Source organism: Microbulbifer mixtoriginis (SeqCode), assembly GCF_052466865.1.
Genome location: NZ_CP174293.1, coordinates 2,421,066 through 2,444,130, shown reverse-complemented (window position 1 = coordinate 2,444,130; position 23,065 = coordinate 2,421,066). Strand labels below are relative to the sequence as shown.

Annotated in this window: 18 protein-coding genes; 9 read left to right on the top strand and 9 right to left on the bottom strand. The window is 50.8% G+C overall.

From position 1 onward, the window contains the following. Positions 1 to 43: 43 nt before the first annotated feature. A complete protein-coding gene (locus ACJJJA_RS11190) occupies positions 44 to 925 on the bottom strand; it encodes a DMT family transporter (RefSeq protein ID WP_252085743.1) in 882 nt (293 codons plus the stop codon). Between the two features lie 267 nt (positions 926 to 1,192). Between ACJJJA_RS11190 and ACJJJA_RS11185 the strand changes: the two genes are divergently transcribed. Genes ACJJJA_RS11185 through ACJJJA_RS11175 form a run of 3 tightly spaced genes read left to right on the top strand, consistent with a single transcriptional unit; the run spans position 1,193 to position 4,381 of the window. Beyond that, positions 1,193 to 1,810, top strand: a complete 618-nt coding sequence (locus tag ACJJJA_RS11185; RefSeq protein ID WP_444904635.1) for a trimeric intracellular cation channel family protein — start codon at positions 1,193 to 1,195, stop codon at positions 1,808 to 1,810. A 52-nt stretch (positions 1,811 to 1,862) separates the two neighbouring features. Then, positions 1,863 to 3,506, top strand: a complete 1,644-nt coding sequence (locus tag ACJJJA_RS11180; protein ID WP_444904634.1) for an alpha/beta fold hydrolase — start codon at positions 1,863 to 1,865, stop codon at positions 3,504 to 3,506. A 35-nt stretch (positions 3,507 to 3,541) separates the two neighbouring features. After that, complete coding sequence (locus ACJJJA_RS11175) at positions 3,542 to 4,381, top strand: sulfurtransferase (protein WP_444904633.1); 840 nt, start codon at positions 3,542 to 3,544, stop codon at positions 4,379 to 4,381. Positions 4,382 to 4,524: 143 nt separating this feature from the next. Here the strand turns inward: ACJJJA_RS11175 and msrA are convergent, their stop codons facing one another. Continuing rightward, positions 4,525 to 5,148 carry a peptide-methionine (S)-S-oxide reductase MsrA gene (msrA, locus tag ACJJJA_RS11170; RefSeq protein WP_444885109.1) on the bottom strand — a complete coding sequence of 208 codons (624 nt, stop codon included), beginning with the start codon at positions 5,146 to 5,148 and terminating at the stop codon, positions 4,525 to 4,527. Between the two features lie 174 nt (positions 5,149 to 5,322). On the opposite strand from msrA, the gene ACJJJA_RS11165 reads away from it, so the two are divergent. Then, positions 5,323 to 5,850 (top strand): J domain-containing protein, encoded by a 528-nt coding sequence (locus ACJJJA_RS11165; protein WP_444885110.1) that lies wholly within the window; start codon positions 5,323 to 5,325, stop codon positions 5,848 to 5,850. A gap of 24 nt (positions 5,851 to 5,874) precedes the next feature. Here the strand turns inward: ACJJJA_RS11165 and ACJJJA_RS11160 are convergent, their stop codons facing one another. From ACJJJA_RS11160 to ACJJJA_RS11150, 3 genes are read right to left on the bottom strand one after another with little or no spacing between them, the layout of a single operon-like run. Continuing rightward, positions 5,875 to 6,672 (bottom strand): methyltransferase, encoded by a 798-nt coding sequence (locus ACJJJA_RS11160; RefSeq protein ID WP_444904632.1) that lies wholly within the window; start codon positions 6,670 to 6,672, stop codon positions 5,875 to 5,877. Next, positions 6,669 to 6,998, bottom strand: a complete 330-nt coding sequence (locus ACJJJA_RS11155) for a nucleotide pyrophosphohydrolase (protein ID WP_444904631.1) — start codon at positions 6,996 to 6,998, stop codon at positions 6,669 to 6,671. Before ACJJJA_RS11155 ends, ACJJJA_RS11160 begins: the two co-directional genes overlap by 4 nt. Further along, positions 6,988 to 7,716, bottom strand: a complete 729-nt coding sequence (locus ACJJJA_RS11150; RefSeq protein WP_252085735.1) for a DUF599 domain-containing protein — start codon at positions 7,714 to 7,716, stop codon at positions 6,988 to 6,990. The genes ACJJJA_RS11155 and ACJJJA_RS11150 overlap by 11 nt, the downstream gene beginning before the upstream one ends. 175 nt (positions 7,717 to 7,891) lie before the next feature. On the opposite strand from ACJJJA_RS11150, the gene ACJJJA_RS11145 reads away from it, so the two are divergent. The 4 genes from ACJJJA_RS11145 (at position 7,892) to ACJJJA_RS11130 (ending at position 14,224) form a co-directional block, all read left to right on the top strand. Further along, the gene (locus tag ACJJJA_RS11145; protein ID WP_444904630.1) at positions 7,892 to 10,801 is read left to right on the top strand and encodes an insulinase family protein; all 2,910 of its coding nucleotides are present in this window, start codon (positions 7,892 to 7,894) and stop codon (positions 10,799 to 10,801) included. A gap of 122 nt (positions 10,802 to 10,923) precedes the next feature. Continuing rightward, positions 10,924 to 11,667, top strand: a complete 744-nt coding sequence (cmoA, locus tag ACJJJA_RS11140) for a carboxy-S-adenosyl-L-methionine synthase CmoA (protein ID WP_252085733.1) — start codon at positions 10,924 to 10,926, stop codon at positions 11,665 to 11,667. A gap of 6 nt (positions 11,668 to 11,673) precedes the next feature. After that, entirely contained in the window at positions 11,674 to 12,651 is a 978-nt protein-coding gene (gene cmoB, locus ACJJJA_RS11135) for a tRNA 5-methoxyuridine(34)/uridine 5-oxyacetic acid(34) synthase CmoB (protein WP_444904629.1), read from the top strand. A 187-nt stretch (positions 12,652 to 12,838) separates the two neighbouring features. Beyond that, entirely contained in the window at positions 12,839 to 14,224 is a 1,386-nt protein-coding gene (locus ACJJJA_RS11130) for an L-serine ammonia-lyase (protein WP_444904628.1), read from the top strand. A 265-nt stretch (positions 14,225 to 14,489) separates the two neighbouring features. On the opposite strand, the gene ACJJJA_RS11125 is transcribed toward ACJJJA_RS11130, so the two are convergent. Continuing rightward, a complete protein-coding gene (locus ACJJJA_RS11125; RefSeq protein WP_444904627.1) occupies positions 14,490 to 14,957 on the bottom strand; it encodes a hypothetical protein in 468 nt (155 codons plus the stop codon). A 128-nt stretch (positions 14,958 to 15,085) separates the two neighbouring features. Here ACJJJA_RS11125 and ACJJJA_RS11120 point away from each other — a divergent pair, with 128 nt between their 5' ends. Continuing rightward, a complete protein-coding gene (locus ACJJJA_RS11120; RefSeq protein WP_444904626.1) occupies positions 15,086 to 16,270 on the top strand; it encodes a serine hydrolase domain-containing protein in 1,185 nt (394 codons plus the stop codon). Positions 16,271 to 16,395: 125 nt separating this feature from the next. Here the strand turns inward: ACJJJA_RS11120 and ACJJJA_RS11115 are convergent, their stop codons facing one another. From ACJJJA_RS11115 to ACJJJA_RS11105, 3 genes are all read right to left on the bottom strand, one after another. Beyond that, positions 16,396 to 18,366 carry a hypothetical protein gene (locus ACJJJA_RS11115; RefSeq protein WP_444904625.1) on the bottom strand — a complete coding sequence of 657 codons (1,971 nt, stop codon included), beginning with the start codon at positions 18,364 to 18,366 and terminating at the stop codon, positions 16,396 to 16,398. A gap of 384 nt (positions 18,367 to 18,750) precedes the next feature. Further along, positions 18,751 to 21,885, bottom strand: a complete 3,135-nt coding sequence (locus tag ACJJJA_RS11110; RefSeq protein WP_444904624.1) for an efflux RND transporter permease subunit — start codon at positions 21,883 to 21,885, stop codon at positions 18,751 to 18,753. A 9-nt stretch (positions 21,886 to 21,894) separates the two neighbouring features. Further along, complete coding sequence (locus tag ACJJJA_RS11105) at positions 21,895 to 23,016, bottom strand: efflux RND transporter periplasmic adaptor subunit (RefSeq protein ID WP_444904623.1); 1,122 nt, start codon at positions 23,014 to 23,016, stop codon at positions 21,895 to 21,897. Positions 23,017 to 23,065: the final 49 nt, after the last annotated feature.

The window sequence follows — 23,065 nt, the reverse complement described above, 5'->3', positions numbered from 1 at the left end:
GGTGGCGCGCTCACAGTAAACTTCTCTCCCTTTTAGCGCACTGCTATTGCCTGGCCTGTGCCTCTATCGCCTGCACATTAATCACACAAAAAGCAATTCCGATAAAAACCAATAGAGATGCACCCCACTCCATCGCATCCATCGATTCGCCTAAAATCACCCAGGATCCCATCAAGCCAAATACCGGTACCAGCAGCCCAAAGGGGGCAACAAAAGCAGCTGAATAACGCCTAATCAAGTCCCCCCACCAAACATAAGCGAGCAACGTAAGGAATAAGCTTTGATAGAGGATCGCACCCCAGGCTATTGGCGAGGCCTCCAGTAAATGCTGAACGGGCTTTCGAGTTTCCAAGAAATAGGACAATACGAATAGAGGAATTGGCGGCACCAGCGATGCCCAGACCATCAGATGGAATAAATTTACTCCCCGCATTCTTTTCAAAGCCAGATTAGCAATGGCCCAAGCCATACCCGAGCCCATCAAGAGCAAAAACCCTTTCTGCGTTGTGGCCCCTCCCTTATCGGCATCAATGAAAAACAATGTAAAGCCAGCGGCCGCTATCAACAGACCCACAAGCTGCTGCCAACTTATTTTTTCCGCAAAAAAGCAGATACTGAAAATTAAGGTGAAAATCACTTGTGACTGCACCAGCAGCGAGGCAATTCCTGCCTGCGCATCAGTGCGCATCGCCAAGTAAACCAGTCCCGTAGTGAGAAGCTGTAAAAATACGCCTATCAGGACAACATTCCATACTGAGGTTTTTGGAAAAGGGAAAAACCAAACAAATGGAATAGACGCCAAGGCATATCTCATCGCCGTGAGCATCAAAGGGGGAACATCACTGAGAGCCAACTTAACAATCGGATAGGCCATACCAATGATGAATACACAAGCCAGCGCTTTTAAAATGCTATGAATTGGCATGTTAAGAGTTATCCATCCTGTGCTTCTGCCCGTTTCGCTACCACTTCAGCAGGCTCTCTTTTTAGCGTTTATAGGGGGGTAAAAATTTTTGGAACGGAAGAAAACAACTCCCCGCTTTGCCAAACATAGCAACCACTAACGGAATTGCTCTAATGCCCCACTCTGCGCGACCTCACACTTCTCTCCAGCGGCAAAGTAGACGATTCCCTTTGCTTAAATAGAAGTGCTATTCTCCCCTGCCCGCCAATTCCAGGATGTAATGATGATATGGATGAGCTGCTGCATTGGTTCGATATGATCGGTATCGCAGTCTTTGCCTTTAGTGGCGTACTCGCTGCAGGTCACAAGCAGATGGATTTATTTGGCGCAGTAGTACTCGCCTGTGTTACCTCTACGGGAGGCGGCACCATCCGGGACATCATCCTCAATATCCCCGTATTTTGGCTGCAGGACACCTACTATTTGTGGATTGCTGTCGCGACCGGTGTAATTAGTTTTTACCTGATACGCTATCTACAGGTACCCATGCGCCTGCTGATGGTGGCAGACGCTATCGGCCTCTCGGTGTTTGTAGTAATCGGCACGCAGAAAGGTTTAGAACTTGGCTATTCCGCCACTATTGCGATCGTAATGGGCATGATGACCGCCACCTTCGGAGGAGTAATTCGCGATGTACTTTCCGGCGATATCCCATTGCTCTTGCGCCGGGAGATCTATGCCACAGCAGCTCTTACCGGCGCCGCTGCATTAGTTGCCTTGGATGCCAGTGGTAAGTTGCCGGGGGATCTGGTGATTGCCATCGCTGTAGTGGTGACCTTGTCAATTCGCTTAGCGGCCTTGCGATGGAATCTATCCGCTCCCATTGCCCGATTTGGCAATCATTGAGCGACTCAATTTACAAAACCCAGAACTTTTTCGGCCCACAGGAATACTCTTAGTGCGAAACTTCCGCCCACTGACCGCCTCCATCATTTTGATCGGCCTGCTGATGAGTGCCTGTGATCGGTCTGAACAGGGGGCAACTTCCCCCGCAGCGAAAAAGCCCAGAAGTTATACCCACCTATACCCCAGATCCTGCTGGTTCAAAACAGACGACAGCTGGCCCGCCACTCAGTGCTTCATGATGGAAGTACCGGAGGATTACGCCCATCCAGAAAGGCGCAAAATCCGCTTCCCGGTAATTCGCTTTCGCGCCAAGAATCCAGCGCCAAACAAGGCCCCGCTGCTGCATCTTGGGGCGGGTGGCCCCGGTGCCAGCATGGGCCTGGAACCGGAAAACGCCAGCGATTGGCTGTGGCTGAATTACGCCGCCATGACTGTAGAGGATGGGCGCGACCTGATTGTGATAGACCCGCGCGGCACCGGCATGGCAAGGCCGCGCCTTACCTGCAGCGAATTTATCGAAGATGCGCAGACAGCTTTCCAACGCAACCTCTCCCCGGAAGAAGAAGCGCGAGTCTTCGCCTTCAGTATGGAGCGCTGCTATAGCCGCCTGAGCAAGGGCGCAGATATGGCGCAGTACAACAGCTCGGTGATTGCGCGGGATGTAGATGAACTCCGCAAGCGGTTAAAAATCGATAAACTCGACCTCTACGGCGTTTCCTACTCCTCTCGCTATGCCCTCACCTATGCGCGGGATTTCCCCGATTCAACCCGCGCCTTGGTACTCAACAGCGCCGTCTTTCCTAATATTGTCTACACCCAACAGTTGGCACAAGATTCACTGGCAGCTTACGAGCGCGGCCTCAAGCACTGTATTGAAGATGCGAAATGCAACAGCCGCTACCCAGACTTGCGCCGCCGCCTGGAAAATCTGGTGCAAACCCTGGATGAAGAGCCGCGCACGATCTCCATCAAACACCGCTATTCCAACCAGCCCTACCCCTTTGTACTCACTGGCCAACGCTTGCTACGGGTACTGTTCCAAGCCCTATACAACGAGAACTTTTACAGTGAATTGCCAAAATTCATTGAGGGCCTGGAAAACAGTGGCGATGAAGGTCTGAAGCCCGCGCAAAAGGCGATAGGGCACTTTATGGAGATCGTATTGGACCCCTACTTCGGCGATGCCGCCGGAGTCAGCCATTTCTGCTATGAGGAAGCCCCCTTTGTCGATTTCGACGAGGCCCGCGAAAGCGCCGAGGACACCGGCATTCTCGGTGGCGCCGTGCGCTCAGACCTGAAGCTGCTGCAACTACAATGCCGAATCTGGGCGATCCCCGCCGCACCACTGCTGGAATCACAACCCATCGCCACTCCCGCGCCGGTTATGGTGTTACACGGCGGCCTAGATCCTGTTTTATCAGCCGAAGATGTAGATGTAGCGCGCAAGGCACTACCCAATCACCAGTGGCTGCTCTTCCCTCAATTAGCTCACGATATTATTTCCGCCAGCAGCTGTGCCGAAAAAGCGGCAGCACGCTTTCTCGATAACCCGACGAGCGACCAGACCGAGCCCACCAAAACCTGCCGCCAGCAGGAGCTGGCCGATCAGATCCAGGAAGAACAGCAGGGGCAGAACCAAGATGAACAGACAGAGGCTCCTTCCAGCGGAGTACAGGCCCCAGAAAGCAGCCCTTAATCAATTGGTGTCTTTGAAGGACAGCAGGAAACAGCATGGACAGAGTTCGCAGCGCTTCGCTTATTGAGGTGGAAGACTTACAGGAATTAATCGCTAACAAAACCGCAGGGATTCTGGATTGTCGCTATGACCTCGCCGATAAGGAGAGTGGCGCCCTGGCGTATGCAGCGGGGCATATTCCCGGAGCCCACTATGCCAGCCTGCATAGGGACTTATCGGCCCCTACCCATCAATTAGGTGGGCGCCATCCTATGCCCAGCAGCGCCCAGTTCCAACAGTTCGCCCGCAAACTGGGGATCAACACCGAGACGCCAGTCGTTGTCTACGATGATAATCGCCTGGGCTTTGCCGCACGGGCTTGGTTCCTGTTTTTCTTCTTTGGCCACACCAATATTAAGGTTCTCAATGGGGGCCTGCGGGCTTGGCTCGATGCCGGCCTATCGCTAGAGACCCGTGAACCAGCCACCACACCAGAGGGTAATTTCAAAGCAAACCCCAAAGATAACCTGCTGGTGCACTACGAAACCCTCAAGGCCTCCCTGGGCAATGCACCCTGGCAGCTGATCGATGCCCGCGATGAGGATCGCTTCGCCGGAAAACACGAACCCATAGACCCTATTGCCGGCCATATTCCCAGTGCGATTAACCAACCCTGGCGCGAAATGACCGATGATGCAGGTAAAGTGAAGTCAACTGCAGCACTCCAAGCACTATGGGACGCTCGCTCCGATGGACGCCCGATTCTGAATTACTGCGGCTCCGGGGTGACAGCTTGTGTGAACTATTTTGCCCAACAACTTGCCGGACGCCGGGACTCCCTGCTCTATCCCGGCAGCTGGAGTGACTGGTGCGCGCATCAACGGCAAGGGAAATAAAGCTGAAAGCAGCACCCTCAATAAACGCACCATGAGCTGACATGACAGACCATGAAAAAGCTGAGTAAGAAATAAAATGAGATTATTGGGCAGGCAGGATTAAGGGGCGGTGGTTACCGCCCCTCTGGCCGAACGGATCTGACTCAATCGTACATGGGGTTGCGCAATATTGGACAGATGGCCTCTTTATTTTTCGCCATATACTGCTGGTGGTATTCCTCGGCGTAATAAAATGGCTGGGCCATACTGATTTCGGTAGTAATCTCACCGCGCTGCTTTTCGTTCAAGGCTGCTTGCACCGCTTCTTTACTCGCTTCCGCTTCTTTCTTTTGCCCCTCGTGAGTGCAGAAAATACAGGAGCGGTATTGGGAACCGATATCATTGCCCTGGCGCATTCCCTGGGTGGGATCATGCATATCCCAAAAAGTTTTTAGTAATTCCGAGTAGCTGACCTTGTTGGGGTCAAACACTACCTTAACGACTTCGGCATGCCCGGTACGCCCACTACATACCTCATCGTAATTTGGATTCTCGGTGGCACCATCCGAGTAACCCACCGCAGTGGCATAGACACCGTCAATGTCCCAAAACTGTTTCTCTGCACCCCAGAAACACCCCATGCCAAAAATTGCGACTTCCATGCCTTCGGGGAATGGCTCCTGGATTGAATTGCCGTTGACATGATGGATACCGGTGATTTCCATCGGCTGTGGTCGGCCGGGCAAAATCTGATCCGCATCCGGGATCTGGAATTTGTCGTATTGCATACTGTTATCTCAAGTGCTGAAATTTTCTTCAAACAGGATAGCCACAAGCCCTCATTCCGCCCAGAGATTGGAAAGGCTTGAGGCGAGCCATGTTAACCTGACAATCCATGGGATCGAAAAGATATTTAAGCCCTGGGCACAAACTTGGCAAGTGCAGAACCTAAGGAGCCGCCATTGGCACGTTTAATTCTTCTAATACTGATCTTACTCGGCATCTGGTATGCCTGGCAGAAAATCAAGTCCAGCTCAAAAGGCGATAGGCGCAAGCAGATTTTCTTTATCACCCTACTGGGTGCAGCAGTCATCGTAGTGTTACTAGCCGTCAGCGGAAGGCTGCACTGGGTCGGTGCCATGGTTCTGTTGATCCTACCGGTGCTGGGCCGCCTGCTCAATCAACTCACTCGTTTAATGCCCTGGCTGGCCCCCTTGTTCGAGCGTTATGCGCGCAATCGACAAAATCAAAGCCAACAACAAGAACAAGAACCCCATCAGGAACAAAAAGCCGCCCAGGCCGACCAAGGGCCGCCTCTGAGTGAACACGAAGCGCGACGAATTCTAGGGGTTGGCGCCAATGCCGGACGCGATGAAATTATCGGCGCTCACCGCAAGCTTATTCAAAAGCTACACCCGGATCGCGGCGGCAACGACTATCTAGCCTCACGAGTAAATGCCGCCAAAGAACTGCTGCTGAATACGCTTTGATCGCAACTCTTTATCAGGGCAAGGTTATTCTGGTACACGACACAAGAGGTGAACATAGCGCGCCAACTGGCGATAAGGATCGGTCTGAGAATACTCCAATTCTTTTTGTACGATTGCCGCAGCGGGTAACTTGTCACGAATAGCAGGCGTCATAAAATCGTGAAAGCAACGAATACCGCTGTGGCAGGTCACCTCAAAATCGGCCTCCTGCAGCCAATCGCTCACCCACTCCAATAGCAGTGGGTTTTGTGGTGTCAGGCTCCCGGGGTGCCCACCCCAATAGTCTTCATCGATATTGCGCTCCAGCTGGCGAAAACTGCCACGCTGCAACAAGCGAAATTCCAGCGCGCGCCGATTGTAAAAAGTGAGGGACAAATGGCCACCCGGCTTGAGCAAACGGTGTAGCTGCTGTAAGGCCAAGCGTGGCTCCTCCAGCCATTCAAGCACTGCATGGCAAATCACAAGGTCCGCGCCCTGCAACGCTTTCATCTGCGCCAACGCCTGTAGGGGCTTATGCAAAAGGGTTACCCGCTTTTGTAAATGTCTCACCTCAACTTCAGCGGCAGCGTGCTCCAGCATTTGCGCCGAAATATCTGCCAAGTACACCTGATGCCCCGCAGCAGCCAGGTCCATGGCAAAGTGCCCCTGGCCACCACCTGCATCCACGATTTTTAAGGTGCGCGACTCCCGGCTGACGATCGCAGCTAAATCCCGATTCAGCACCGCCAGACGGATATCCCCCTTGAGGCCGCCATAAATACGATCGCGAAATCGATGCGCCAGGTCGTCAAAGTTCCTGTCGCTGAATCCTGCCTCACTCATGGAGCCCCACCATTTAAAACTTCTATCGCGCGGCGCTCGTTTTCCGCAATCTTATCGCGCAGCGCTAAATCCATATTCACCCCCAGCACCTCTGCCAACTTACACAGGTACATTTGGATATCCGCCAGCTCTGCAGCAACCTCTTTAGCATTCTCACTCTGCATCAGCGAATGAATATCCGCGTCTTCGCACCATTGAAAATGCCGATTCAACTCGGCCACCTCTACCGAAAGTGCCACCCCCAGGTTCTTTGCCGTATGAAGTTGCTCCCAGCCCCGCAGCTTGGCTACCTTGTCAAAAGCCGCCACAATTTCACTATTTTCCACTGAACTTCTTCCTCTGCTGGCGCTCCAGGCCGCCCTCCCGCGCCGCCAAAATCGAGTTGAGTGCGCGGGACATAAATTCCCGCCGATACAAGACACAAACCACAAAAAGGTAACCGGCAATAAACAGCAGCGGATGGATAAACCAGCCCAGCACCGACATGGAAAAGTAATAGGAGCGCAGGCCGTAGTTATAACTGTGCCCGGCGTGGTCGATCACCTTAGCGGTGCTGATAGCAAAACGAAGGCGCTCATCCTCCGACAGTTCACCCGCTTCCGGCGGAGGTGCGGCTCCAATCAACACATTGGCAAACGAGTATTGGCGCAGGGACCAGGTGAAATTGAAAAAGGCGAAAATAAAAATCAGGATAAGCAGCATCACTTTCAGTTCAAACTGCTCAACCGTGGTGGGCTCGGCAAAAGGCAAGCTGGTGAGTACTTCGATGGCAGCTTTATTCGCCGTCAAGGCCGTCACCAGGCCCGCCAAAATTAGAATACTAGTGGAGGCAAAAAAACCAATCACCCGCTCAAGGTTACTGAGGATTGCGGTATCTGCCATGCGCATATCCCGATCGAGCATGCGCAGCATCCACTCCACCCGGTACCACTGTAATGATGATGTGAGACACCAAGTCTCTTTGGCTTTCTTGCGTGCAAAGACGGTGTAACCGACCCATGTGATTAAAAAGCCAGTGACGCTGGCGATATCCAACCAGGACAACCTCTATCTCCCTGTTCGTCTACATTTATGCCGGGGCTTCGGTAGGTGAAGTCTTCGCCTTGCTGACATCCTTGTCAACACTGTCTTTCCGGTGTGTGCAAGCGGTAGAATAGCGCCCTTTCGCCGGCAGCAGAGGCCGGCCAGAAAATTTTCTATAACTCCAGGGAGCTGTCTTTTGAACAACTCACATCCTGCATTTGAACTGGTTACCAGCGCAGATATCGATTCCCTCGGCGTACGTGTCGAGGAATACCGCCACACCACCACCGGTGCCCAACACCTGCACATTGCCGCAGACAACGCGGAAAATGTTTTCCTGGTGGCACTGCGCACTGTGCCACACGATTCCACCGGTGTGGCCCATATTCTCGAGCACACCGCACTGTGCGGCAGTGACAAATACCCGGTGCGCGACCCTTTCTTTATGATGATTCGGCGTTCACTCAACACCTTTATGAATGCCTTCACCAGCTCGGACTGGACCGCCTACCCCTTTGCCAGTCAGAATCGCAAGGATTTCAATAACCTTCTCGATGTCTACCTGGATGCGGTATTTTTCGCCACACTGGACCCACTGGATTTTGCCCAGGAAGGGCACCGCCTGGAATTTGCCGAAACCGAAAACACCAGCAGCGAGCTGGTATACAAAGGCGTGGTGTTCAATGAAATGAAGGGCGCCATGAGTTCGGTCAGCTCGCAGCTTTGGCACACCCTGAGTAAATATCTGTTCCCCACCACGACTTACCACTTCAACTCCGGTGGCGAGCCTACAGATATCCCCAAACTCAGTTATGAGGAATTGGTAGATTTCTACCGCAGTCACTACCACCCCAGCAACGCCATTTTTATGACCTTCGGCGATATTTCCGCCGCCGAACACCAGGCAGCATTCGAAGAAAAAGCGCTGCACAAATTTGAGAAGCTGGACAAGACGATCGAAGTGGGCCGCGAAGACCGCTATCACGCCCCGCTCAAGGTGGAAGAGCACTACCCGCTTAGCGGTGAAGCACTGGAAGAAAAAACCCATATCGTTCTGAGCTGGCTACTCGGCGACGTTACCGATCTGGAAGAAGCCCTCACTGCACACCTGCTCGCCGGCGTGCTGCTGGATAACAGCGCCTCCCCACTGATGAAACTGCTCGAGACCACTGACCTCGGCACCTCCCCCTCCCCCCTTATCGGGCTGGACGATTCCCAGCGGGAGCTGGTATTTGTCTGTGGCATTGAAGGCAGCGAGCGCGAGCGCGCCGACGAGCTGGAAAAACAAGTGCTCTCCGTATTGGAAGAAGTCGCCGAGAAAGGCATCCCCTACGAGCAAGTAGCTGCCAGTCTGCATCAGTTGGAACTGCAACAGCGCGAAATCGGTGGTGACGGCTACCCTTACGGGCTGCAACTGATCCTCACCGCGCTTACCGGCGCCACTCACCGCGGTGATGCGGTTGGCCTGCTGAATATCGACGCTACCCTGGAAAAATTACGCGATCAGATCAAAGACCCGATGTTTATCGCCAATAAAGCACGCGAACTCCTACTGGAAAACCAGCACCGCGTGCGCCTGGTGATGAGCCCGGACGATAAACTGGCCGGGCGCAAAGAGCAGGCGGAGAAGGAACAGCTGGCACAGATCAAAGCAAGCCTCAGCGAGCAGGAAAAAGCCCAGATTGTCGAAACTGCCAAGGCCCTCACAGACCGCCAGAATCGCGAAGACGATGCCTCCATCCTGCCCAAAGTGGGGGTAGAGGATATTCCCGCAGAAATGCCCGATGCCGAGGGTGAAATCACTGAGATCGGCGAACAAAAACTTACCCGCTACAGCGCTGGCACCAACGGTCTGGTTTACCAACAAATGGTGTGCGCCCTGCCCGAGTTTAGCGAAGAGGAAAAGGCACTACTGCCCTACTACTGCCAGGTATTGAGCGAGGTTGGCCTCGCCGATAAAGACTACCTGGAAGTCCAGCAGTGGCAGACCCGTGTCGCCGGTGCCCTGCACGGTTTCACCAGCAGCCGCACCGCCATCGACAACCTCGATCACTTGTCCGGCCACTTTATTCTCTCCGGCAAGGCACTCTCTCGAAACCAGGGCGAACTCACCGAACTGATGCAGGCCACCATGGCGCAGGTGCGCTTCGATGAGCACGCCCGTATCAAAGAATTATTGCAACAGACCCTGGCGCGCCGCGAACAGGGTGTTGTCGGCAACGGCCATGCCCTCGCCATGGCAGCCGCCAGTGCTGGCTACAATCGCGCAGCCTGGGAGAGCCACGCTAGCGGCGGACTGCTTGGCCTGCGCAACCTGAGAGCCATGGTCAAAGGGCTCGATGAGAAAGATGGCCTGCAGCAACTTTCTGCGCACTTCCAGGCAATCCACAATAAAATCCTCGCCGCCCCGCGCCAGTTCTTGCTTATTGGCGAAGAGGAAAAACTCAGTGACTTCAGCCAGGCACTGGCACCACTTATCTCTTCATCCAGCACGGCTGCGGCCAATCCGGACGCGCCTTTCGAGCGCAAACGGGTACAGGAGCTCTGGGTGGCCAACAGCCAGGTGAATTTCTGCTCCAAAGCCTACGCCACCGTACCCATGTCGCACCCGGATGCCGCGCCGCTGTCCGTATTGAGCGGTTTCCTGCGCAATGGCTTCCTGCACCGCACGATTCGCGAACAGGGCGGCGCCTACGGTGGTGGTGCCGGACACGACAGCAATATCGGGGTGTTCCGCTTTTACTCTTATCGTGATCCGCGTATGGGAGAAACCCTAGAGGACTTCGATGCCTCCCTGCAGTGGCTGGCCGAAGGCAAGCACAAAGAAGAGCAAGTGGAGGAGTCCATCCTCGGTGTAATCGGTGGCCTGGATAAACCCGGCTCACCCGCCGGTGAAGCCAAAAAGAATTTCCACTCAGGCCTCTATGGACGCAGCCACGAAGTACGCCAACAGTTCCGCAAGCGGGTAACCGAAGTTACTTTGCAAGACCTGCAGCGCGTTGGTGCCACGTACCTGGAACCGTCCAAAGCCAGCACCGCGATTGTCACCGGCCCCCAGGGCAGTGAAGCGGCTGCGAAGCTCAACCTGCAAGAAGAAAAACTGTAAGTGAGGCAGGCCCCCGGCAGTATTAGCTGCCGGGGCGCCGGTTTTACCCGCTTGCAGACAAATAGTACTCGGCAGTAATCATTTCTCCTGGATCCATGCCGTGATCCCTAAGCGAAGTCCCGATGAGCAAACAAGATAATATCTACGCAAACCCACTGGGCCAGGTGGCCGGCTTTGAATTTGATCGGCAGGTGGTGCAAGTCTTCCCGGACATGATCAAGCGCTCCGTGCCCGGCTACACCACCATCGTGGCCATGATCGGCACCCTCGCGGAACGCTATGCCCAAGCCGGCAGCCGTTGTTATGACCTGGGCAGCTCACTGTGTGCCGCCACCCTGGCCATGCGCCACCGTATTCCCGCAGCAGACTGCGAAATCATTGCCGTAGATAATTCCGAAGCGATGGTATCCCAGGCGCGCACGGTACTCGAAGCGGATAGCGGTGAAGTACCCGTGCAACTCATTTGCGACAACCTGCAAAACGTGGCGATTGAAAACGCCTCCGTTGTGGTACTGAATTTCACCCTGCAATTTATTCCGGTTGAGGAGCGCGAGGAAATCCTGCGCAAAATCCAGCAGGGACTGCGCCCCGGCGGCATCCTGATTATTTCCGAGAAAGTGGACTTCGCCGATAAAGACCACAATGAACTGATGATTGAGTTACACCACTCTTTCAAGGCCGCCAATGGCTACAGCGCACTGGAAATTGCACAGAAACGTTCCGCTTTAGAAAATGTGCTGATTCCAGAGACCTTAGACACCCACCGCTCTCGCCTTAAGAGCGTCGGCTTCACTAGCGTCGATGTCTGGTTCCAATGTTTTAACTTTGCCTCCCTGATCGCCATCAAAGGCAGCCCCGATAAGTAAGTACCCGTGATTGACTACACCCAACTCTACCAAGGCTTGCAACATATCCCAGAGCTGCGCAGCTGGCTGGCTCAGCTTCCTCAACAGGTAGCCGAAAACCTTAGCCCTCATCGCTGGGGCGACCTGCCCGACTGGCGCGCAGCTGTCGAAGCCCTACCGGATATCGCTCCCTCCAGCATCGAGCTCAGCAATAGCGTGCGTATCGGCAAGGCCAGCGACGCCTCGCCTCAGCAATTGCAGCGACTGGAACAGGAACTGAGAAAACTACACCCCTGGCGCAAAGGCCCCTGGGAAATATTCGGCCTGCCTATCGATACCGAGTGGCGCTCCGATTGGAAGTGGGACCGGGTGCTGCCGCACCTCGCGCCTATGAAAAACAGACTGGTACTGGATGTTGGCTGCGGCAACGGCTACCACTGTTGGCGCGCCTATGGCGCTGGGGCCCGGCGGGTGATCGGCATAGATCCCTCGGCAAAATTCGTCGCGCAGTTTTACGCCCTGAAAAAATATCTCGGCGACGAACAGCCGGTAGACCTGCTGCCACTCGGCATCGAAGCCCTGCCCGCAAATCTGCGCGCTTTCGATACCACCTTTTCAATGGGTGTGCTCTACCACCGCCGCTCGCCGATGGACCACCTGCGCGAGTTGCGCGAGACCCTGCGCCCTGGTGGACAACTGGTGCTGGAGACCTTAGTGATTGATGGCGGGCTCGGGGATTGCCTGGTACCAGAGGGCCGCTACGCTAAAATGCGCAATGTATGGTTCTTTCCCAGCTGCGCCACCCTGGAAAGTTGGCTGCGAAAGTGCGGTTTTCGCAATCCTAGGACAGTAGACTTGAATATCACCAGCCTGGAGGAACAGCGGCGCACCGACTGGATGCACTTTGAATCACTGGCCGACTTTCTCGATCCGCAATCACCGGACAAAACAATAGAAGGTCACCCCGCGCCCAAACGGGCTGTTTTGGTCGCGGAAGCGCCATAGCTTGTTTCACAGCCACAATCTGGAAACTCATAAATTCCGCAAAAGCCGTAACAAATAGAATTTTGTACGGAATAGCGACTGCCATCTTGATTGTTGCGCCTTGTAGGGCAAAGTGCGCCCCCAAATGGTGCAACTATATCCTTAAGGGAAGGCCGCGACTGTCTGCGGCCCAGCGCAGAGAATTTATATGAGTATTAGCGTATTTGAACTGTTTAAAATTGGCGTAGGCCCCTCTAGCTCCCATACGGTGGGCCCAATGGTCGCCGCCCGCCAATTTGTTCAGGACCTGCGCGACCGCGACCAACTCGCAAGAACCGATCGCATTCAAGTACACCTTTACGGTTCCCTGGCCCTGACCGGTATCGGCCACGGCACCGATATGGCGGTACTGATGGGACTGCTTGGCCAAACCCCCGATACCATCAATGTCGATAGTATCGATGAGAAGATGGCCGCCATTCACAGCGAAAAAGCGCTGACACTTAATGGTGACCACAAAATAGAATTTGTTCGCGATCGCGACCTGCTCTTCCATATGGAAGAGTTCCTACCGCAACACTCCAACGGCATGACCTGCCAAGCCTATTGCGGCGAAGAACTGCTATTCGAGCGCAGTTATTTTTCCATCGGCGGCGGCTTTGTTCTCTCAGAAGAAGACTTCGCTCACAAAGAAGAAATTGCCACGCTGCTGCCCTACGATTTCAGTAGTGCCGAACAGCTGATGAAGATCTGCGATCAGCACGACTGGACCATTGCCCAGTTGGCCATGGAAAACGAAAAAGCATTTCGCAGCGAGCAGGAAGTCAAGGACCGCCTGTGGAATATCTGGAAAGTGATGAAAGCCTCCATAGAGCGGGGCTGCCAACAAAAAGGAATTCTGCCCGGCGGCCTGAAGGTACGCCGCCGAGCCGCCGAGCTCTATCAGGAGTTGAGCAAACAAACAGCGGAAGAGCGCAATCGCGGCCTCGCCATCCTCGACTGGGTGAGTTTGTTCGCGCTTGCCGTCAATGAAGAAAATGCTGCTCGCGGACGTATCGTTACCGCTCCCACCAACGGGGCCGCCGGTGTTATTCCCGCAGTGATCGCCTATTACGTGGAATTTGTGCACGACCCGAAAGTACACGGAGAACTCAAAGAGCAGGTGGTGAAATTTATGCTCACTGCCGGCGCCATCGGCATGCTATTTAAGAAAAATGCCTCTATCTCCGCCGCCGAAGTGGGCTGCCAGGGTGAGATCGGCGTAGCCTGTTCCATGGCCTCCGCAGGCCTGGCCGCCGTGGAAGGCGGCAGTAATCAGCAAATCGAAAACGCTGCCGAGATTGGCATGGAGCACAACCTGGGCCTCACCTGCGATCCCATCGGCGGCCTGGTGCAAGTGCCCTGTATCGAACGCAACACCATGGGCGCGGTAAAAGCCATCAACGGCGCACGCCTGGCCCTACGCGGTGACGGCTCCCATATCGTACCGCTAGATAGCGTGATCGAAACCATGCGCCAGACCGGTATCGATATGCAGAGTAAATACAAAGAGACTTCTCTGGGCGGGCTGGCGGTTAACGCCGTCAACTGCTGATGGGCTTCTTTATGCCGGGGCTGGGTTTGGCCTCGGCAAGCTTGCCCTTTCAAAAATGCACACCCAAAACATGCTCATCTCTTGTCATTAAGGCAGGATCACTATCGAGAACTATTCAATTGGAACCTTAGAACCACGATATTGTTGGAATGTCTCATGTCCCCTATCAATTGTTTACTCCGCACTCTCTTAGTAGCTTCATAAACCATGAACATTATTGAGGAAAGGTGTTATTACTCCATAATTCACCTTCCTCAAAGGCAAATTATTGTTTAATAGAATGCTCGCCATCTGAATGAAGTGGAACTTCAGTAAGTGCCCGTTTTATTTCATCGAGCTTTTCGGGAAGGCTGAACCCCAGATGTTTATTGAGCCTATCCAGTGAACGCTCTAACTCCTGAAATGTTTCAAGTATTTTCTCTACCTGCAGCTTTCCTTTATCTGTCAGAAAGAAAAGCCTCCTTCGCTTATCACTTGAGTCATCTTCATGCTTAATGAGTGAGAGCTTAAGTAACTTCGGAAGTTTCTGCTTAATAAGCTGAGGGGAGGAGTCTGTCTCACGAGCAATTTCATTCAATGACAATCCATCCAATCGATGCAAAGTCACGATGATTGAGCAAGATTTAACCGGAACTTGCACACCATTTCTCGTGAGAATTATCTCGCACTGCTTGGTGATAAGAGTAGAGATAGTCTCCGCAGTCTTGCCAATAAAGTAATTCTCAGGGCTCATAAAAGACAACTCTCATCCATCTTTCAAATTAATTTGGGGCTCATCAGCAGAGTATTGATGCTTGATTCTACCATAACCTTCAAATATATTTATAAATATGTTTATAAATATATTTATGGAGGATGGCAATGCGGACAAAATGGATCATCTTCACTCTTTTCTTACAGTCTTGGGGAGCGCTAGCTCAAACAAACTGCTCTGTTCAGTTACAAGACCTTTCAAAGGATATTGAAGCTCTTAGAGTTGAGGCCGATATACCGGGGATAGCGATAGGAGCAGCGTTAGACGGAGAATTGGTGTATGAAGAAGGTTTTGGCTTTGCTGACAAGTTACACAAAACACCGGTTACTCCCTCCACTATTTTCCAGATTGCCTCAGTAACCAAGCCAATCACAGCTTTGGCGGTAATGGAGATTGCTGATAAGCACTTGGTCGAACTAGAAAGTTCTGTGACTCTTGAATCAGGCTCTCTCCTAGTGAACCCCCATCACCCCTCAAAGGAAATCACCCTACTCCAACTGCTTACACATACATCCAGCATACAGGATGGTATGTATTATGAGGTGGATTTCAGAACGCCCGGGCAAGATTCAGCAATGAAGCTTTCCGAGCTGCTGGAAGATATCCTTCTAGAGAATGGCAAATATTATTCAGCAGATAAGTCTTTCCTGAAATCCCCGCCCGGGGAGCAATGGAGCTACAGCAATATGGGCTATAACTTGTTGGGCAACTGGGCCGAGCAACAATCTGGATTGAATTTAAAAGATTGGACTCAGAAAAACTTCTTTGAGCCATTGGGAATGGATCATACCTTCTGGACTATAGCAGATACGTCTGGGTTAGAAGTCGCAACGCCTTATCAAGCCCTTTCTGATGGCCAGCTTGTCGCAGTTGCACAAAGTAGTACTCCCGGATATCCGGCAGGAATGTTGCGCTCAACAGTTTCAGATTTGACAAAATTCTTCGGTGCGGTTGCTAATTCAGGTGTATTTATGAGGGAGACTATTTCCTCCCAAAAGGTGCTTCAAGAGATGTTTGCTGAGCGCTCCATGAGTGGCATTCCAGACCATCTGGAAAGTCAACTTGTTGCATGGAATAGCTATAACTACAAAAAGCGCTCCTATTTAAGCCATTGGGGTGGCAATATTGGGGTATACACGGCCGCTTATGTTGCTCCTGAAACAGGGCTTGCACTTGTCATTCTCACCAACAGGAATGCAGAAAGACCTCAGATTAATATGCTTAAAGAGCTATCTAAAAAAATCTATGATGTAGTTGAAAGATGTAATATTAAGACTGCAGTAAAAAGTTAAAATCATATTGAATAGATACGACTTGAGCCTTTAATTATTTTAAACTCACTAAAGCCGTGCAATTATAAGCATCAGAAATTGCGAGGGTAGGCAAGCCTACCCCCGTATAAAGATGAATAGTTGGATTAGTTCACACTTTTAGAGTGGTAAACAATCGCTTGCCACACGTTTTGCTGACCGCCAATATAATTCTCAAAGGTAGGATTCTTGATATAGTTCCAGGCCACTTTGCCGTTACCTAGATACATCGGCTCATCCAATCCACCCCATCCATAATCGGTGAGTTTTACTGGCCCTTCAAGTACATTGAGGTCTGCGTCAATCTCCATCACATAATAGGCTTTAGGTACCAACATACGCATAGCCTCGCCTTTCTTGTTGTAACTGCGATTGTAGGGAAGGTTATCGGAAATACACTGGAACTGTGCATAACCAAACAGGTAGCGGCCGTTCTTCAGGTCGACGAGCTGGGGGTCACTAATTTGGCAGTCGGAATCTTCCGCCAACCAATTGATGCCAACTCCCTCAATATTACCTTCCCAATCAACCTTAGCAATACCTACACGAGTTAAGGATGATTTATCCAGGGCGCCGCCAGAATAGAGCCCTTGCCTTGGTATCAGTGAATAGTTACCCTCATCATATTCGATCTCTTCGAGATACGAGAAGAAGCAATTCTTATTGGCCTTAGCAGCACATTGATCATCAAAGGGGCCATCTCCACTGGTATCAATACCGAGTGTATCCTGTAAGAACCTATCCATATCCTCATCTTCGATGTACTTCGGCGAAACAACCACTGAGAGATTGGTATTAGCATCTACCGGAACGACTGTGTGGCCTCCCCCATTCGAAATCATTGCACTTGTTGTAGGAACGACGTGATTGTAGGTGCCTTCCAAGATGGATGAGCCATCATCTTCCATTTTGATCGCAATTGCATTCAAGCCAGGTGAAGGGTGGTATTTATTTCCATCACTGGTACAGAGCGCCCCAAACATTTCATTTCCAGGGTTATAGAAAGCCCGGATATTAAGTACGTGCCCATGCCCACATAACCAATCCCAGCCTCTACGATCATCTCCCGTCATTGTTAAGGACCAATCATCCCGATCAATCACGGTTAATCCCGCTGAATAATGAGAACCACTTGAGAGTACACGTGCAGTGACTGAAAAAGCATAATTTGTACGCCCTTTGCTGTCATTCTCAACATATATAAGCTCTTGGGTGCCTAAGTGGGTGCCGCCATGCATTTTGTTAACGACGTAAGCATCCGGTTTTTCAGATAAGGGTTTGTCATCCCACTCCATTAACCAAATCTGATCATTGTACTTTTTCTCATTATCAGTACCGGCAACACTAGCGAGGTTATCCTCGTTAATCTTCATTTTGCTAGTGCCATGCTCTTCCACTATGTCTTTCTTAATATCATAGCGCTCACTGGCTTTATATTCGGTGTTGCATAAAACAGCGACTCTAGAGCAGTCTGCACTTGCAGTAATACCATGGGTTTCATAGCACTGCTTAAGGATCGTGGTATTACCCGTTTGATCGAAACTTGAGGTTTCAGGGTTATACTGCAGCTCGTAAACAGAACCGTATGTTGGATCAGAAGCTTTTAACCCTTCTGATAATGTAGTGGATACAAACATCCGCGGCTTATCAGTATCCGTAGCGCAAGTTGCCGTATAACTACGAATAGGGATGTCGATATTTTCTTCATCTTGCTCACTATCTGTTCGGCCAATATAGTGTGCAAGCTGGTAAACTTCTTGGGCGTTTACCATTGCATCAGGCAGGGTGATATCTGTAGCAGTTATAGTGGCAAACCCCAGATCGGAAGTAGAAACGTCTCCAACCGTTACCGTTGAGGGATCATTATCGGGAAGGGGCGTATCGCTCCCAGTATCGCCGGAACCACTATCACCTCCTTGGTTATCGCCACCCTGATCACCACCATTATTACTGCCACCATCACCCACAGCTGGTGTCTCAGGTTCAGAGTCTGAAGAACCGCCCCCTCCGCCGCTACACGCAGCCAAAGCTGCAGTTAATGCCAGCACCAATAGTTTCTTGCTAAATAACTTGTCCATAATCGCCTGAAATCTTATTTTTTGATTTGTGTGTTAGGTAAGGATTAAGAATTAAGTTCCAATGAGTCACGAAATGAAAATACGAAAATAATTTTATTTTTTCGTGAATAATTTTCTGTGTCGCATTTAAAAAAATGAAGAAACTAAAGCCTGCCTATATCGGTGCCTTTCTGACGTAATTTGTCACCTATATACAAATTGGGTGAAAAATACACTCCGCTAACAAAAAGGCTCATGAAAGCAGCTGATCATACTCGCGTAGCTACTTTCCAAAGTTGACTTAAAGGGATTCCAATTTTGATTCTTACCGAGTAACCGGTAAGCTTAATGGTCAGACAATAAGCATTTAGTGATGGATCTAATAAGCACTTAGTAATGAAGGGATCACAATTGCCTCACTTCCTGAAGTAAACTTTGCTCAGTAAGTGAAGCGCTATCACTCCTAGATGTATTTTTGTACTGCCCAAAAGAAAGTAACAAAGGGATTAAGATTAGGGTAATCGGTGTAGCAAATAGCTCCCCGAATACCAGGGATATAGCCGCTGGCTTTAAATATTGGGCTTGCTCGCTGGTTTCGGCTAATAAGGGTAGCAACCCACAGATAGTAGTCACCGTAGTTAAGAAAATTGCCCTTACGCGACTTTTCCCAGCTTGAAGTAGCGCTGTTTTTACTGGTACGCCCTGCGCGTAGAGCTGATTAAATCGGCTCATTAAAACCAGGGAATCGTTAATCACTACCCCAGTCATTGCCATCATTCCAAACAAGGATAATAAGCTTACTGGGAAGCCCAACAGGCCGTGTCCAATAATTGCCCCTGCAAAGCCCATTGGAATCACCGACATAATAATCAAAGGTTGCCAATAGGATTTTAGTGGTATCGCCAACAAAACGTAGATAAGTAAAAGCGTCAGCAACATGGACTTTTTAAATCCAGCCTGTACTTCTACTATTTCGGCGAATTCACCAACGGCTTTAATTTGGACACCCGGATAAAGGCGCTCCAGTTCTGGCACCAGCTCTTCTTTTAACCGCTCCCAGTTGTTTTCCGGTGAATTGACAGAGCGATTCTGACGCCAATAGATACTGACCACTTCATCGCGATTACGTCGATAAATAACCTCGGGTTCACGCTCGTACTTAAGCTGGGCAATTTCGCCTAAGCTTACATAGCTGTTGTTATCCAGGTTAATAGGTGTAGCTTTTAACTGCTCAAGTGTTTTAGTTTCTGTTTGAGGAAAGCGAGCCAACACTAGAGTTTCTTCACCTTTATCCAACAGGCGATGTATCTCAATCTGGCCGAATGCTCCCCCTATCAGCACTGCCAGATGACTTTGATCAATTCCCAGGCTGGCTCCCCGCTCATTGACCGTAATTTTCAGCTGTCTTTTGGCAAGTTGGCTATCATCGTATACATCGTTCACACCAGGTAACTCCGCGAGTAGAGCCTTGAGGCGGCCAGCCACTTGTTTCGCCTGATCTCGATTGCTGGCAGACACCGCAATGGCAGTATCCCCCGCCGGCTCTTCCGTAAGGCTAAACTTCACTGCATAGCTTCCCTCCAGGATACCTGTTTGCAGCCGCAGCTCCTCTAAAAAGCGGTTGCTCTCTACTCTGGCCAGGGCATCATGTGTTAATTCCGCTGTCAACTCTATGGTCTTGGTGCCTTCCTTTGACACGATATATTTGCTAACAGGTGACTCCGGCAACCCATACTCCTGTTGCAACCTATTTGCGGTGCGCTTGATGGCCTGTTCAAGTTGATCGGTATTACGTTCCGTTAAAGTATTTGCAGCTCCATGCTGCATAGTGACTTTAACCGTGGCATAGCGTCCGGGAATTTCAGGGAAGAATACTGAGGCGATATGCCCCTTGAACATAGCGCCATAGGCCAGCAGCAGAAAGGTGGCAAATAGACTAATGCTTATTTTCCGGTTTGCCAGGCTCAATGACAAAAGCGGAGTATATATCTTATCCGAAAATTGATTTAATAAACGGTTACATTTCTCTCTGGCAATCTCAATCCATCGTTTTATTGCGCCACTAGTTTGAGTATGTGTATTTGGATAGCTTAAATGCGCAGGTAATATAAATTTGCTCTCAATTAATGAAAATATCAGTGCAAATATCACTACAGCAGAGAATCCTGACAGCACCTTTGCCAACTCATTTTCAATCCATAGCATCGGTGAGAAGGCCGCGATTGTAGTCAATACGCCAAAAACTGTGGGCACGGCTACGGCTTCAACCCCCTTCCAGGCAGCTTCTTTGGTGTCAGTTGTATTTTGTCTCGCCTGGTGAATACTTTCACCGACCACAACGGCATCATCTACCAATATCCCCAGTACCAAAATCATACCGAATAAAGTGATATCGTTGATGCTGTAATCCAGGGAAGGAAAACCCATCAATGTAATCGCACCAGCCAGGGATATGGGAATACCTAAGGCAACCCAAAAGGCTAGCCGCGTATCTAAAAAAAGCACCAATAGCAATAAGACGATTAATAATCCCTGCAAGGCGTTGGAACTTAGCAAGTCTAATTGCTCGGAAATATAGGGAGACATATCCGCCATTACATCCAACTGCATGTTCCTGGGTAATGTCGATTCCAATGATTCTAATACTGATTTTGTGGCTTCATGGATATGAAACAGGTTGTCTTTTTGGCTGGTGGATACCATCAGTGCGACTGCAGGTTGCCCTTGATATCGAACAATACTGTCGGTTTGCTCATAATCTCGCTTAACAGTAGCGATATCACTGAGTCTCACTCGTGCTGTCGATGTAGTGATAATGGGGATATTCCTCAGTTCCGCCAAGTTGTCAGCCAGGGAACTGCCCTGCAGCACAATATTTCCATTGGCCGTTCTTAATTCACCACTGCGATATTCCACTGACCACTGGCGAATACGTTCCGTTAGGTTCTCAAGAGACAAACCGTAGCGTTGAAGTTTCCTGAGGTCTGGCTCTATAGCCAATAGTTGCTTTCTTTTCCCCAGATTTGTCACTTTGGAAATAGCAGGATGTTTCTTAAGCACTCGCTCTACTCGTGAGGATACCTGCTGAAGCGAATCATTATTGTCACCACCGTAGACCATGACAAACGCCGCAAGATTCGTATATTCACTGCGATAAATACGCGGCCGCTCCGCCAATGCGGGAAAGCCTTCGATACTTTCAACTTGATTGCGAATATCTTCAATCAAACGATCCAGCTTCACATTAGTATTTTTTTTCACTACCAATGAAGCGTAACCTTTGCTTGATTGGCTGGTTATGCGCTTTATTCCTGCAACACCACTAATAGCTTCCTCAATACGCTGTGTAATGCTCTCATCGACCTGGCGGGCAGTGCCGCCGGGGTAGACAACGGAGATTTCGACTTCCGTAGGTGGAATTTGTGGAAAGCTTTCCACCCGCAGATTTTGAAAGGTCAGCAAGCCTGCAACCAGAATGAAAGCCATGAGAAGGTTAGCGGCAACTGGGTTATCCAGGAACCAGCGTGAAAGTGTTTTCATTTCCAGGCCTTAGTGGATAGTCATTGCAACCGCTTGACCTTCTACAAAGTTGGTCAAAGGAAAGCGAATAAGTTGACGATTCTGGTGGGGTCGATTCTTGTAACGAAATAGAACCGAATCCGGCCGCATATCCAGTAGCTCTATCTCTTCCAAAAGGAGTGATTGTTCAGAAACGCTCCATACTTTCCCATCTTCTGTAAGAACCGATGCTGGTGCACTGACAACATAGCTCTGCGTGTTGCCTCCAAACACTACATCAACCTGCTGATCGGCGAGCAAGGGAATTTCGCGCTGAAAGGGGTTAGCCACTTGCAACATAAGGCTGCGCTGGCGGGTGTCCGCATCCATGATTGGGCTTAGGTAACGGACCGAGGCCTGCCATTGTTGTCCGTCAGGCGCCTCTATAGTGATTTTGCAGGGATCTTGCTGAAGGCCGTTTAACCGCTGCCAAGTCTGCTCAGAAAGCTCAACTTGGATATCCAGGTACTCACTGGCTGCTACTCGAAAGAGTACATCCCCCTCATTTATCCATTGGCCAGGATGGATTAAATCGGCAATAATCACCGAGTCAAAAGGCGCTTTAATTTGTGTATCAGCCAACCTCTGCTGTGAGGATGCGAGAGCTCCCTTCGCCGCTTCTCGATTTGCCTCTGCGGCTTTGACATGCGGCTCCAGTCGGCCAAATGATGACTTCGCTTTATCCCCTCGTTTTGCCACGTATTGACGCGTGAGTATCTCGGCCAAGTTGAGTTCAGCCTCTGACACTCTGGCTTGAGCAGCACTGAGCTCAGCCTGATAAAAAGTATCCTGTAGCGACGCCAGTATTTCTCCTTTCCTAATGAGATTGCCCGGCATTGCGTGGTTAGCAATATGGGTGACACGCCCGCTGACTGAGGCGATAACTTCAGTCGCCCAGCGGGGTTGTGTTATGCCTGTTGTTTTGACTTCAAGCTGAGCATCCGCCGGTACTGCCTCCACGACAGTAACAGTAAGGCCAAACTCTTTGGGCTTCTCCACCATGGCTGCTGGCTGTTGCTCAACCATAAGCCACAGCCCCACCAAGACCAGCAAGCTGGTGGCAGCAATACCTGCAGCCCGCCGCTTTAACCAGATTCCCGCAATTTTCATCATGCCTAGACAACTTACAATTTATGGAACACACTTGCACCATAACTCGCAA

What these genes read in the sequence shown, in the direction of transcription:
- ACJJJA_RS11190 (WP_252085743.1), bottom strand. Translation starts at nt 925, where the DNA reads ATGCCAATTCATAGCATTTTAAAAGCGCTGGCTTGTGTATTCATCATT.
- ACJJJA_RS11185 (WP_444904635.1), top strand. Translation starts at nt 1,193, where the DNA reads ATGGATGAGCTGCTGCATTGGTTCGATATGATCGGTATCGCAGTCTTT.
- ACJJJA_RS11175 (WP_444904633.1), top strand. Translation starts at nt 3,542, where the DNA reads ATGGACAGAGTTCGCAGCGCTTCGCTTATTGAGGTGGAAGACTTACAG.
- msrA (WP_444885109.1), bottom strand. Translation starts at nt 5,148, where the DNA reads ATGCAATACGACAAATTCCAGATCCCGGATGCGGATCAGATTTTGCCC.
- ACJJJA_RS11160 (WP_444904632.1), bottom strand. Translation starts at nt 6,672, where the DNA reads ATGAGTGAGGCAGGATTCAGCGACAGGAACTTTGACGACCTGGCGCAT.
- cmoA (WP_252085733.1), top strand. Translation starts at nt 10,924, where the DNA reads ATGAGCAAACAAGATAATATCTACGCAAACCCACTGGGCCAGGTGGCC.
- ACJJJA_RS11130 (WP_444904628.1), top strand. Translation starts at nt 12,839, where the DNA reads ATGAGTATTAGCGTATTTGAACTGTTTAAAATTGGCGTAGGCCCCTCT.
- ACJJJA_RS11125 (WP_444904627.1), bottom strand. Translation starts at nt 14,957, where the DNA reads ATGAGCCCTGAGAATTACTTTATTGGCAAGACTGCGGAGACTATCTCT.
- ACJJJA_RS11120 (WP_444904626.1), top strand. Translation starts at nt 15,086, where the DNA reads ATGCGGACAAAATGGATCATCTTCACTCTTTTCTTACAGTCTTGGGGA.
- ACJJJA_RS11115 (WP_444904625.1), bottom strand. Translation starts at nt 18,366, where the DNA reads ATGGACAAGTTATTTAGCAAGAAACTATTGGTGCTGGCATTAACTGCA.
- ACJJJA_RS11110 (WP_444904624.1), bottom strand. Translation starts at nt 21,885, where the DNA reads ATGAAAACACTTTCACGCTGGTTCCTGGATAACCCAGTTGCCGCTAAC.
- ACJJJA_RS11105 (WP_444904623.1), bottom strand. Translation starts at nt 23,016, where the DNA reads ATGATGAAAATTGCGGGAATCTGGTTAAAGCGGCGGGCTGCAGGTATT.